We start from the raw sequence: 13234 nt of genomic DNA, 5'->3' as shown, positions 1-13234 counted from the left end.
ATAAATTACGATAATATAGTTAGTTGACATATTATAGTTTTTTCTGTATTATGTATACTATTATGTTATTTAGGTGTGAATGTTTATGAAATTTAAAATAGCAATATTGACTGTAGTTAATTTAATAGCTTTTATAGCATTACTTTATATGTTTGATATATTTGGAGTTGTTAATTATTATACTTTAATGCGTACAAAAATAGCTCCTAATGTACCTTCTTTTTTAACTAGATTTACTCAAAAACCCAGAGTTGAAGATATGGCTCTTTTGGCTAGAGATGACCTTAATAAAATGAGAGAGTCTTTTAATTTAAGAGAAAAAGATATACAGGCACAAGAGGCTTTAATTGCTAGCAGAGCTATAGAATTAAATTCACAATCTGAATTAATAGAGCAAGACAGACAAAACTTATTAAATGCTTGGTCTAATTATCAAGCTACTATGGATGAATCTGCTCAGTATCAATTAGTACTTACAGATTTGGCTAATAAAATTAATAGTATGCCTCCTCAAAACTCTGTTGCCTTACTTAATCAATTAGCAGCTAATGGTTCTGATGATTTGATTATAGATGTATTAGTAGAGATGGATTCAATAGCTGCAGCAGAAGGAAGAAACAGTACTACTTCTTATTTGCTTAGTTTGATGGATCCTACAGTAGCAGCAAGAATATTAGAGAAATATGAAGCACGCACTAATCCTAATAATAATACAGTGCCTTCATCTCCTAATGACTTCCCTTCATATGCTCCAGATAATAATGAAATGCTTAATGACGGTATAATGGATATGGGAGCTTAAAACTAGAAATTAATATATATAAAAAAAGATGCTGGATTTTTTATTCCAACATCTTTTTTATTTTAAACTATAATTAAGCTTTTACTTTGTATAATATTTTTGAAGCAATAATTGTAATTACTAAACCTGATAATGTGATAAGAAAAGCAGGCATAGCAGGTATTAATAATTTACAAGCTAGAGGTATTCCTAAACCAAATACTAATAACTTAGGATATTTCATGCTAAACTGCATCAATACCGCACCAAATATAGCAGGCACAGCATAAGATTTAAAAGCTTCAGCGATTATAGGAGGCACAACATTAAGAATAGTAGCTCCTAATACAGCAGCCAATGTAACAAAGAATAGGTTAGTTATAATAGAACCAGCTATTCCCAAAGAAGAAATAATTTCTACATTACGAGTTCCTTCTGGAGTATCTGTAACATCTAATGCACAAGCAGCAGCAGGCACTCTCATATTACCTCCATTTCCAGAAAGAAAGTTCATGTAAGAACCAGCCAAACCTAAAACAGGATAATAGCTCAAAGGCTCTAATACATACATAACGCCATAAGAAGAAGCAACCAATACCCAAGCTTTTATCACAACATCTATAGGCGGAAATATTTTATGACTAATCATCAAATATACAACAGGGAAAAATGAAGCAACAACAGCAGATAATAATGTAACTCTTCCAATTAAATTAACAGGGTCATTCCATAATTTTTGAAATTCTTTATCAGTCATACATTAACCTCCAATAGATATTTTTACAATTAAAGCCACAGCCATACCGACCAGCATTGCAATACCCAAATTGTATTCACGAATTTTAAGTCCAATCTTAGTTTTTGATACAAATTTTACTAATATAAACATAGTTAAAGCAGCAGCCAAAACAGAAGCAGCAGTGTCTATTTTAGGTAAATAACCAGAAGCCAAATTACCAAATACCGCAACCATAGAAGCAGCAGAAAGCAAAGCTAAACCAGCCTGATTACCTCCGGAAATTTTTGTTCTTAATTTCTCTAATTTACTTCCCATAATTGATGCAGATATCAACCAACCGCATCCATTAGCAGCCATAGTAATCCAAGATACAACTAAAGCAACTTCATTATAATCAGGTCCTCCAAACTTTACTCCCATAGCCTCAGCACCAAATTGTGCTCCAGCCATCTCTGTTGTAGCAGCACCAATAATAGAAAGTCTCATCCAGCTCATAGGTGCTCCTATTACAGAAATCATTCCTACCATTACTATAAAACCAGATATAGCAGGTCCTATTGCAGTTATTAAACCAGCTTTAAAAGCTTTTTGGCAAGTCTCACTTGTAATGCCTAAAGTTTTTGCAGTTTTATTAGCAAGTCTTGTATATAATATAGCTTGTATCAAACTTATAAGAACAACAACAGCACATAATGGCCATAGTATTAATTGATTGGCTAATTTCAAAATCTCTTCATTCATTATTTACCTCCTAAATGCTTAATTGCCCATTCGCTCATTAATATACTAGGCTGATATAATTTTGATTCATCTATCTCGAATTTACTATTATGATGAGGAATATTTTTTTCTGTCATAGTAGAGAAGAAAATAAATACGCCAGGCATTTTATGTTGATATTCAGCAAAATCTTCTCCGCCCATAGAAGGAGTAAAAGGTGCTGACTTTTTGAATCCTAATTCTTTACATACTTCTGATAATTCATTAGCTATTTGGTCATTATTAATAACAGGAGGGCAGCCCCATTCCATATTTACTTCTGCTTTTGCTCTGTTAGCTATAGCAATAGACTGTGATATTTCTTTTATTCTGTTTCCTATAAATTTTCTATTCTCTTCACTAAATGTTCTGAAAGTACCTTCTATGTTTACTTCTGAAGGTATTATATTATATTGACTTCCGCCGTTTACAATACATATAGATATTACTGTAGGGTCAGTGGCTATTATTTCTCTGCTTTTTATATTATATATGCCTTGTATTATTTGACTAGCAGTTAATACAGGGTCTACTCCAGAATGAGGATAAGCACCATGAGAACCTTTTCCTATAACTTTAATAACAAATTTATCATTAGATGCCATTAATGGTCCTCCTTGAAGGACAAACTCTCCGCTAGGCACATCTGTAGCTATAGTACCAATATGAGTACCAACTATAGCACTAACACCGTCTAATAAACCATCTTTTAATATATTTTTAGCACCTTTTGCTATCTCTTCAGCAGCTTGAAAAACTAATCTTACAGCACCATTTTTTAATCTATCTTTATTCTCTGATAAATAATAAGCAGTGCCTAATAAACAAGCAGTATGAGCATCATGTCCGCAAGCATGCATATTACCATTATTTGAAGCATATTCAACCCCCGTTTCTTCAACTATAGGTAAAGCGTCCATATCTGCCCTAATAGCAGCTATATTGCCGCTACTAACATTTCCTATATCACATACCATTCCAGAATCTAAAGAGCATTCTTTTACCTCAAGCCCCAATGATTTTAATTTATCAAGTACATATTTTTTTGTTTGCGGCAAATCTGTACCAACTTCTGGTATTTTATGTAATTCTCTTCTCATATTTATAATCATATCATTTAGTTTTTTATTATCCATTTTTCTATATTCCTTCATTAAAAATATTATATAATAATATATCAGTATTAAATATAATATCAATATTCAATATAATATCAATAATTAAATTTTACATAAAATAATATTAATTTTTGCAATTAATTAGTTTTCATTGTAATATTTAACTAATTAATATTTAGGATTGATGTTATGAAGCCAATATCAAAAGAAACAATTAAGTTTTTATTGGAATTGCAGCAAAATGAGATTACAGAACATGCAATATATTTAAACCTTGCTAAATTTGTAAAAAAAGAAGATGATAAACAAATACTTATTAACATTGGGGGAGAAGAATTTACTCATGCTAAAATATTAGAAAAATATACTAATAAAAAATTAAGACCTCAAAAGTTTAAGGTTTTTAAGTTTTTTATTTTAAGTTTTATATTTGGATATACATTTGTTATTAAGATAATGGAATCTGGTGAAAAGAGTGCTGAATATATATATTCTAAAATAGCTGATGAAGTGCCTGATGCTAAAACTATTGCTTTTGAAGAGTATGAACATGAGAATAAACTAATATCTATTTTAGATGAGGATAGGCTTAAATATGTTGGGTCTATGGTTTTGGGATTAAGCGATGCTTTAGTTGAAATTAGCGGAACTTTGGCGGGGCTTACTTTTGCTTTGCAGGATAATAGACTTGTTGCTTTATCTGGAATAATTACAGGAATATCTGCTACGCTTTCTATGGCTTCTTCTGAATATTTATCTGCTAAGGCTGATGGAAGTAAAAATGCTTTTAAGTCTTGTGCTTATACTGGAATAATGTATTTAATTACTGTTAGTCTTTTAATAATGCCTTATTTAGTTTTTAGTGTTTCAATTTATGCTCTTATTGCTATGCTCATAATTGTTATAACTATAATATTTTGTTTTACTTTTTATATTGCTGTGGCTAAGAGTATTTCTTTTAGAGAGAGATTTTTTGAGATGGCGGGGGTTAGCTTAACAGTTGCTGCTATAAGTTTCTTTGTTGGAATGCTTGTAAAACAATTTTTGGGTATTGATATTTAATTAATATTTAAATTTGTATTGAAAAGGAATTATTTCTAAATGAAAAGAGAATATAAATATACTATAGAGCATAATGATTTTATTGATTTTCAGCTTCATTATTTGAAAACTAATCCAGAGCTTCAAAGTTCATTAAAAAAAAATATCGTTATTATTATATTATTATATATAGCAGTTCTAATAGGAATGTTTGTATATTTTAAAAGTAGTTTATTTATGCTTTTGATAGTTGCTTTATTAATAACACTAGTATCTATTTTACAGATAATTAGTTATAAAAAAAGAGTTCAAAAAAATATTGTAAAAAAAGTGTTGTCTTATATAAAAACAGGAAAGCTTGATGATATTTTTGGAGAGAAAATTTTAACTGTTTATGGTGAAAAGATTGTTTTTAATGAAACTAAAGGAATAAAAAATTTTCATAAATCTGATATAAAAAAAATAGAGCAGAGTAAATTATGTATTTTTATATATACTGATGATATGTCTGCTATAATAGTGCCTAAAAAGTATTTAAGCAAAGAGGATATTGATTTTATTATTTCCTACAAAAAAATATAATAATTTTTTTTATTGTTAGTTATTGACTTTTGTATTTCTAATGTTAGAATAGTCTAACATTTTATAACAGGAGTCTTTATTATGAACAAATTTATAAATATAAATGAAAGCGTATATAATATATGCAAAAATCATAGCGAAATAAAAGATATATTATATGATTTAGGTTTTGAGGCTATAAAAAATCCTATTATGTTTAACACTATTGCTAGGAAAATAAGCATTAAAAAGGCATTAGAGATTAAAAAAGTAAGTGAAGACAAGCTAATAGAAAAATTTAGAGAAAATGGTTTTGATATTGCTAATAGAAACAGTATTTTAAAAGACTTAATAGTGAGGCTTCATAATAATGAAAATATAGAAAGTATAAAAAAAGAGTTTGATACAAAATTAAATAAAGTATCCGCTGTAGAAGTACATAATGCTATGCATGAACTTATAAAAGAAGGAATGGATATTGATGAGGCTAAAGAATATTTTTATAATAGAAGTTTAATTTTAAAAGATGCTATAGAGAACAGTGAAGATGATATGATATATTTCAAAAATACAAACAGAGAGATAAAGAAATTATTAAGAAATATATTAGAAAATAAAGACAGAAATATTTTTGAAAAACTTTATAGAAAAGTAAAAACTCATTATACAAAAAAGGAATCTTTAATTTTTACAGCATTAAAGAAACATAATAATGATGAGCCTTCAAAGGTGATGTCTAAAGTAGATAAAGATATTACAGAGTATATGGATTATATAAAAAACAATAATCTTGATGATAATAGTTTTTTCACTGAGATGTATAAACTGTGCAACAATATAAACGATATGATTTTTAAAGAAGAAAATATATTAATTCCGCTTGCTGTATCTGTACTTTCTGAGGAAGAACTAAAAAATATAAAAGAAAACTATATTAAATAAATTGTCATAGTTTAACATTTATAGTATAATGATAGTTAATATATTATTATTATTAACTATCATTTTTTTGTTTTAAATTTTTTATTATTGTGTTAGACTATATGAAATAATATTTTCATGTACGTTATAGGGGTAATATGTTAAATTGGTTTAATAAAGATGAGGAAGCTGTAAAATCAAAAGATAGTATATTTGAAAAATATCATCATATTATATCTTGGATACCTTTTGTTGCTAGTGTATTTTATTGTACATCTCCATTAGATATAGTCTCTGATATACTTCCTTTATCTGGCAGATTAGATGAGGGTTTTTTATTAGCAGTAACTATACTATATGGTATTCAAAATGGAGTTTTTTATTTTAATCCTAGAATTAGAAGAGTTATTAGAATAATAAAGTATATTGTTATAATCATTGGAATAATATTTATGATTGGGTTATTTGGGCATTTGATGATTAATCCCAAGCAAGTGCCTTAAAGTTTATTTATTTTCTCAAGCATATTTTTTGATTTTTCATTACCTGTTTTTTTATATAACTCATATAAAAGAGCATATATTTTTTTATTGTTATCACCATACTCTAAGCATTTCTCAAATATTTCTATGGACTTATTATCATCTTTTATTTCTTTATAGCATAACCCAAGATAATACAAACTATCTTCATCATATTTATTAAGCTCTAATGCTCTATTAAAAGAATCTATTGCTTCATCAATTCTATTTGTATTAAATAAAGCAATTCCTAAATAACGCCAATTAATATATTCTCTTGGAGCTATCATAAAAGATTTGTTTAACACCTCTATAGCTTCATTAAACATTTTTAATTCTATATAACAGTGTCCAAGATAATTTAGGCTTATATAATCATTATTTTCTAATTCATATGCTTTTGTTAAGTAAATAATTGCTTCTTTAAAATTTTCTATTTTTGTGTATGATATGCCAATCAAACGCCAAATTGTATAATCTTTATTATTTATATTAAGAGCTGTTTTTAATACTTCTATAGCTTCATTATATTTTTGCAATTGTGTGTAGAATATTGCAAAGTCTACTCTCACTTTATGGTTATTAGGTTCTAATTTGCAAATAGTTTTATATTGTTCTATTGTGTTATTAATTTTAGTTTCTAAGCTTTCATTCATAAAGGTTATTCTTACCTTATAGTTTTTTTGATTTTCGTATTATATAGTATATAATGTTTGAAGTAAATATATTATGAGCAATAATAAAAATGGATAAATATTATATTAGAGAAAAGATTTACAGCGATAAAAACTTAGAGAAAAAAATAAAAGAGGAAGTTGAAAATTATTTGGATAATAGTATTTTGAAAATATATCCTTCTTCTTGTGTTAGTGAATATAGCTATAATAATAATAATTTTGAAGTTGTTACTACTGAGATATTTGAAGAGGGTTATATTTTATCTGATATTCATATAGAAGTTGATATGGTTGTTTATGATTATATTTCTAATGATGATTATAAAAGAGAGAGAAAAGTTTTAATTAATAACAAATATTTTATTGGTTTTAACATTAGGTTTAGTTTGAATAGTGATAATACTATAGACAATTTTGTAGCGAGATATTTTAATATATATGCTATAAGCAAAAACGAATGATAATTTTTTTAAATTTATTTACATACCCCGCCCTTTATTCTTTATTAATCTATTTATAAATTTGTATTTTTAATTTCTTTATTAATTTAATTAGAATTGTTAACGCCCGCCCAAGTATTGATTAGATTAAAAATTTCTTCAACGCACGGTTAACATAATTTATGATATAACAAAATTTGAATTAGAAATAACTCTACCTTTTTAGCTTAATTCTCCGTGCGGTAAGTAGACATTAAATAAAAAAAACAACTGCATTTTTAAGCTAAAATTTATATTTAATATATATTCCTAAATATTTGTACTTTTTGCAACTTTTTGCTGCGGGAAAAAGTTGAATAAAAAAACTTCTAAATATAGCTGTTTGGATATATGATAAACTATATAGACAATATTTATATTTTAATATATCATTCTTATTAATTAATAAAAGATAGAGAGAACTCTTAATTATGAATAATAAATATGATGTTATAGTAGTTGGTGCTGGGCATGCTGGCATAGAGGCGGCACTTTCTTCTGCAAGACTTGGAATGAAAACTTTAATTATATCTATTAATTTGGATACCATAGGGCAAATGTCTTGTAACCCTTCTATAGGAGGAGTTGCTAAGGGTGCTATTGTTAAAGAGATTGATGCACTCGGCGGTGAGATGGGCATATTAATAGATAAAACTATGATGCAGTTTAGAATGCTTAACAGAAGCAAAGGTAAAGCTGTATGGGCTCCGCGTGCACAGGCAGATAAATATGTATACAAAGAAGAAGCTACTAAAACATTATACGCCGAGAATAATCTCACACTTCATCAGGATATAGTTACAGAAATAGTAGTAGAAAATAATGTAGTTAAAGGACTAAAAACAGAAAGAGGCAGAGAATATGAATGTAATGCGGTGATACTTACAACAGGTACATTTTTAAATGGGCTTATTCATATTGGCAAGTATCAAAAACAGGCAGGAAGAATTGGCGAGCTTCCAGCAATAGGGCTTTCTGATAATTTAAGAAACTTAGGGCTTGAAGTAGGAAGACTAAAAACAGGAACACCTGCTAGAGTGGATTATTATTCTATTAACTTTGATATATTAGAAATGCAAAAAGGCGATGATGAAATAACTCCGTTTTCTTTTTTGGACGACAAAATTGATATAGTTCAAGAGCCTTGCTATATCACTTACACAGATGAAAACATACATAAAATAATTCAAGACAATATTCATTTATCTCCGATGTACAGCGGAGTGATAACAGGAATAGGACCAAGATACTGCCCAAGCATAGAAGATAAAGTTGTAAGGTTTGCTGATAAACCTCGTCATCAGCTTCATTTAGAGAGAGAAAGCTACAGAACAAATGAAGTTTATATAAATGGATTTTCTTCAAGTTTACCTGAAGATGTTCAGATAAAAATGATAAGGTCATTAAAAGGCTTAGAAGAAGTAAAAATATTAAAACCAGCTTATGCAGTAGAATATGATTATGTGAACCCTATAGAATTAAAGCCTACTTTGGAGACTAAAAAAATAGAAGGATTATTTTTGGCAGGGCAAATTAACGGCACAAGCGGATATGAAGAGGCAGCCTGTCAGGGCATTATGGCTGGAATAAATGCTTCCCTTAAAATAAAAAAAGAAGAACCATTTATACTTAAAAGAAGTGATGGATATATTGGAGTTTTAATTGATGATTTAACTACAAAAGGAACTAAAGAGCCTCATAGAATGTTTACTTCTCAAGCGGAACATAGAATGCTTTTAAGGCAGGATAATGCAGATGAAAGGCTAACTGAGCTTTCTTATAATATAGGGCTTGCGAGTAAAGAGAGACTTGAAAAAGTAAGAGATAAAAAACAAAAAACTCAGATACTTGTGGAATACTTAAATAAACGCACACTCACACAAAAAGAAACCGAAGAATTGGGATTTATAAAAGAGGCTAAAGAGTACCGCACTATGAGTTTATCTTCTATAATTAAACGCCCAGAATGCTGTATTGATATGATTAAGCATTTAATAGACGGTGATTATAATAAAAATGTTTTGGAGAATGCCGAGATTGTTATAAAATACGAAGGGTATATTGCGAGGTATTTAAACGAAATAAGAGATATAGAAAAATATGAAAAAATGCGTATACCTGAAGATTTTGATTATTCCACTTTAAAAAGTGTGAAGATTGATGCTATTAACAAACTTAAACAATATAAGCCGTATAATATAGCTCAGGCTTTGAGAGTTCCTGAAATTGATATGTCTGTTGTTCAGGTTTTAATATTAACTCTTACAAAGAAGTAAAAATATTTTACTTTATTGGTATTGAGGTTGTTATATTTTAATGCTATAATTTTATAATAATGTGAGGAGGATAAATAATGTTTGAATATTATTTTGGATATATATGGATATTAATACCTGGTATATTATTAGGTTTATGGGCACAGATGAAAGTAAATGGTGCTTATTCAAAATATAGTAGGGTAGAGAACAAAAGAGGAATAACAGGAGCACAAACAGCAAAATATATATTAGATGCTTATGGCTTAAATATTCCAATAGAGAGAATAAACGGACATTTAACAGACCATTATGACCCAAGTGCTAAAGTTTTAAGACTTTCTAATGATGTTTATAATGGTACAGATGTTGCTGCTTTAGGTATTGCTGCTCATGAGGTAGGTCATGCTATACAACATGATAGAAGCTATGCACCTTTAACTTTAAGAAATAGTTTTTATCCATTATGTGCTATTGGCAATCAATTTGGACCTATGCTTGTACTTATTGGTATTGTTATCGGAGGGGCTGGAAGCATTTCTCAATATCTTATGATGGGAGGAATTATATTATTTGCTTTTGCTGTTTTCTTTTCTTTAATAACATTGCCTGTAGAGTTTGATGCTTCTAATAGGGCTATAAAGATTTTAGATAAGGGCGGATTTTTAGATTCTGAGGAGCTTTATGGGGCAAGAAAAGTGCTTAATGCTGCTGCTTTAACTTATGTTGCTGCTGCTGTTACTGCAGTGCTCAGTTTACTAAGACTTTTAATGCTTGCTAACAGAAGAAGAGATTAAAAATTATAAATAAGATATTTATTGAAGAAGGTTAATCATTTTTATGATTAGCCTTTTATTTTCAACAAATTATTATTAAATGAAGTGAATACATATTAAATTCAATTATGTTTTATAATACTATGAATTTTTATTAATGCCATTTTTTTTGCAAAGTGTATACGAATTATATAAGTTTTTCATAACAATAGCATACCTAAAGGTTAAGACTTTTAGTCGTATGAACTTACTTAGGTTTATATATATTAGTTAATATAATAATATTTATATTTTTATATTAATTGTGATAGAGCTAATTTAAATAAGTTAAATTTTAAAAGGGCTTAAAAATAAAGCCCTTTATATTTGTTAGTTTAAAAGTTTTATAACATTAGATTAAATTTTTTAAAATCATCATTAACATTTGATATACTAGAGATTCCAAATTTTGAAACTAATATATTAACTACATTAGGTGATAAGAATCCTGGAATTGTTGGTCCTAAATGTATATTTTTTACTCCCAAGTATAATAATGAAAGTAAAACTATAACAGCCTTCTGTTCATACCAAGCTATATTATAAACTATAGGCAAGTCATTAATATCATCTAAACCAAATAAATCTTTAAGTCCCAAGGCAATAACAGCTAATGAGTAAGAGTCATTACATTGTCCTGCATCTAAAACTCTAGGTATACCGTTAATATCGCCTAAATCTAATTTATTGTATCTGTATTTAGCACAGCCTGCAGTTAATATTACAGTGTCTTTAGGAAGTTTTTGAGCGAATTCAGTATAGTATTCTCTCTCTTTATGTCTTCCGTCGCATCCGCCCATTACAATAAATCTTTTTATAGCACCAGATTTTACAGCTTCAGAAATTTTATCTTTAAGTGATAATACCTGATTATGAGCAAATCCTCCAACTATAAAACCGCTTTCTATTTCTTTAGGAGCTTCGCATTTTTTGGCATGCTCTATTATAGGAGTAAAATCTTTATCGCTTTCTTTACCTGTATGGATTCCTATATGTTTTAAACCTTCAAAACCTGCAGCACCTGTTGTATATACTCTGTCTTTATAGCTTGCAAGAGGAGTTACTATACAGTTTGTAGTCATTAAAATAGGACCGTTAAAACTTTCAAAATCTTTTCTTTGATCCCACCAAGCTCCGCCGTAATTGCCTACAAAATGTTTATATTTTTTTAATTCTGGGTAGTAGTGAGCAGGAAGCATTTCAGAGTGAGTATATACATCTACTCCTGTGCCTTCTGTTTGTTTTAATAATATTTCTATGTCTTTTAAATCATGACCAGATACTAATATTCCAGGATTTTTTCCCACACCTATATTAACTTTTGTCATTTCTGGGTTACCATAAGTAGAAGTATTAGCTTTATCAAGAAGAGCCATTCCGTCAACACCGTTTTTACCTGTTTCAAGTACCAATTCTAAAAGTTCACCAGCATTTATATCATTTCTTAATGTTGCATTTAAAGCTCTTTGTATAAAAGCATCAACTTCTTCATTCTCATAATCAAGTATATTAGCATGTCTCATATAAGCACTTAATCCCTTAACTCCATATATAACAGTTTCTTTAAGGCTTCTTATATCTTCGTCTTTCTCTTCTAATACGCCTACTTTTTTTGATTTAGCGTCCATATCCTCTTTGCTTTTAGGAGTCCATAAAGATTCTTCAAGTATAAGTGATTTATCTTTTACCTGATTTGCTAATTCATTACAAAGTTTTGCAGTGTATTCTATTCTCTTATAAAAAACTTCTTTATCAAAGTTGGCATTTGTTATAGTAGTAAATAAATTGAATGTTACATCATGATTAACTTTTTTATCTACTTTTCCTCCATCTTTTCTTATAGCAGTTGTTATATTAGAAAGCCCTTTAGTCACATGAACTAGTAAATCTTCTAAATATGCTAAATCTGGTTTTTTACCGCATACACCTGATACAGTACAGCCTGTATTATTCATTGTTTCCTGACATTGATAACAAAACATTTTATTGTCCATTTAATCCTCCATTTATTTTTTTTGTTTTGATTTTTTATCATCTGTTTTATTTATATTGAAATCATCATCTAATAAATAATGATCTTTGATTGTATGGCTTTCCATATAGTTTTTGAACTTTCTGTTTATATCATTAACTAAATCCCCCATTATGCAGTTTGAACAGTATTTACCGCATTTAGAATGAAACAAACAACTTCTCTGCCAATTTTTACCCTCTATAGTTTCGTATATATCCAAAAAAGAAGTATTTTCTTTACCATCAGCAATTTTAAATCCGCCTGCTGGTCCTTTTGATGAACTAATATACCCAGCTTTTACAAGTGCCTGAAGAACTTTAGATAAATGATTGGCTGAAACATCAAATCTTTCTGCTATATCCTTAAGAGATGCCAACTCTTTAATAGATATATACACTGCAGAGTGAAGAGCTATAGCTGATGCTTCTGATATTGGAATCATTTTTTATCCCTATTATAATTACTAATTTAGTATATTGGTACTATAATACTAAATTGATTTTTTGTCAATATATAAAATATTTTAATATTTAAAATATAATTTTTTATTAAT

14 protein-coding genes are annotated in these 13234 nt (G+C 28.5%); 8 read left to right on the top strand and 6 right to left on the bottom strand.

The window, feature by feature from the left end:
• Positions 1 to 85 precede the first annotated feature (85 nt).
• Positions 86 to 802, top strand: a complete 717-nt coding sequence (locus EPJ72_RS10710) for a periplasmic-type flagellar collar protein FlbB (protein WP_147732134.1) — start codon at positions 86 to 88, stop codon at positions 800 to 802.
• A gap of 73 nt (positions 803 to 875) precedes the next feature.
• Here EPJ72_RS10710 and EPJ72_RS10705 read toward each other — a convergent pair whose 3' ends face one another.
• The 3 genes from EPJ72_RS10705 to EPJ72_RS10695 are packed head-to-tail and all read right to left on the bottom strand — an operon-like array spanning position 876 to position 3415.
• Entirely contained in the window at positions 876 to 1538 is a 663-nt protein-coding gene (locus EPJ72_RS10705) for a hypothetical protein (protein WP_013244681.1), read from the bottom strand.
• Positions 1539 to 1541: 3 nt separating this feature from the next.
• On the bottom strand, positions 1542 to 2261 hold the full coding sequence (locus tag EPJ72_RS10700; protein ID WP_013244682.1) for a DUF5058 family protein: 720 nt from the start codon (positions 2259 to 2261) through the stop codon (positions 1542 to 1544).
• Positions 2261 to 3415 (bottom strand): M20 metallopeptidase family protein, encoded by a 1155-nt coding sequence (locus EPJ72_RS10695; protein ID WP_147732133.1) that lies wholly within the window; start codon positions 3413 to 3415, stop codon positions 2261 to 2263. Before EPJ72_RS10695 ends, EPJ72_RS10700 begins: the two co-directional genes overlap by 1 nt.
• 171 nt (positions 3416 to 3586) lie before the next feature.
• On the opposite strand from EPJ72_RS10695, the gene EPJ72_RS10690 reads away from it, so the two are divergent.
• From EPJ72_RS10690 to EPJ72_RS10675, 4 genes are all read left to right on the top strand, one after another.
• Positions 3587 to 4459, top strand: a complete 873-nt coding sequence (locus EPJ72_RS10690; protein WP_147732132.1) for a VIT1/CCC1 transporter family protein — start codon at positions 3587 to 3589, stop codon at positions 4457 to 4459.
• A 39-nt stretch (positions 4460 to 4498) separates the two neighbouring features.
• Positions 4499 to 5020, top strand: coding sequence for a YcxB family protein (locus EPJ72_RS10685; RefSeq protein ID WP_147732131.1), 522 nt, complete (start codon positions 4499 to 4501; stop codon positions 5018 to 5020).
• 81 nt (positions 5021 to 5101) lie between these two features.
• Positions 5102 to 5941 carry a DUF438 domain-containing protein gene (locus EPJ72_RS10680; protein WP_147732130.1) on the top strand — a complete coding sequence of 280 codons (840 nt, stop codon included), beginning with the start codon at positions 5102 to 5104 and terminating at the stop codon, positions 5939 to 5941.
• Between the two features lie 137 nt (positions 5942 to 6078).
• A complete protein-coding gene (locus tag EPJ72_RS10675; RefSeq protein WP_147732129.1) occupies positions 6079 to 6423 on the top strand; it encodes a DUF1232 domain-containing protein in 345 nt (114 codons plus the stop codon).
• On the opposite strand, the gene EPJ72_RS10670 is transcribed toward EPJ72_RS10675, so the two are convergent.
• Positions 6420 to 7097, bottom strand: coding sequence for a tetratricopeptide repeat protein (locus tag EPJ72_RS10670; RefSeq protein WP_147732128.1), 678 nt, complete (start codon positions 7095 to 7097; stop codon positions 6420 to 6422). The genes EPJ72_RS10675 and EPJ72_RS10670 overlap by 4 nt on opposite strands.
• 89 nt (positions 7098 to 7186) lie before the next feature.
• On the opposite strand from EPJ72_RS10670, the gene EPJ72_RS10665 reads away from it, so the two are divergent.
• From EPJ72_RS10665 to EPJ72_RS10655, 3 genes are all read left to right on the top strand, one after another.
• Positions 7187 to 7579, top strand: a complete 393-nt coding sequence (locus EPJ72_RS10665) for a hypothetical protein (RefSeq protein WP_147732127.1) — start codon at positions 7187 to 7189, stop codon at positions 7577 to 7579.
• 449 nt (positions 7580 to 8028) lie between these two features.
• Positions 8029 to 9873 carry a tRNA uridine-5-carboxymethylaminomethyl(34) synthesis enzyme MnmG gene (gene mnmG / locus EPJ72_RS10660; protein ID WP_147732126.1) on the top strand — a complete coding sequence of 615 codons (1845 nt, stop codon included), beginning with the start codon at positions 8029 to 8031 and terminating at the stop codon, positions 9871 to 9873.
• Positions 9874 to 9950: 77 nt separating this feature from the next.
• Positions 9951 to 10649 carry a zinc metallopeptidase gene (locus EPJ72_RS10655; RefSeq protein ID WP_147732125.1) on the top strand — a complete coding sequence of 233 codons (699 nt, stop codon included), beginning with the start codon at positions 9951 to 9953 and terminating at the stop codon, positions 10647 to 10649.
• Positions 10650 to 11011: 362 nt separating this feature from the next.
• Here the strand turns inward: EPJ72_RS10655 and hcp are convergent, their stop codons facing one another.
• Both hcp and EPJ72_RS10645 read right to left on the bottom strand, forming a co-directional pair.
• Entirely contained in the window at positions 11012 to 12661 is a 1650-nt protein-coding gene (gene hcp / locus EPJ72_RS10650; RefSeq protein ID WP_147732124.1) for a hydroxylamine reductase, read from the bottom strand.
• Between the two features lie 12 nt (positions 12662 to 12673).
• Positions 12674 to 13123, bottom strand: a complete 450-nt coding sequence (locus EPJ72_RS10645) for an RrF2 family transcriptional regulator (protein WP_147732123.1) — start codon at positions 13121 to 13123, stop codon at positions 12674 to 12676.
• Positions 13124 to 13234: the final 111 nt, after the last annotated feature.

The sequence above is a fragment of the Brachyspira pilosicoli genome (assembly GCF_008016535.1).
Taxonomy (GTDB): domain Bacteria; phylum Spirochaetota; class Brachyspiria; order Brachyspirales; family Brachyspiraceae; genus Brachyspira; species Brachyspira pilosicoli_A.
Note: the sequence above shows the minus strand (reverse complement) of the source record. Positions and strands in the feature narration are given on the sequence as shown.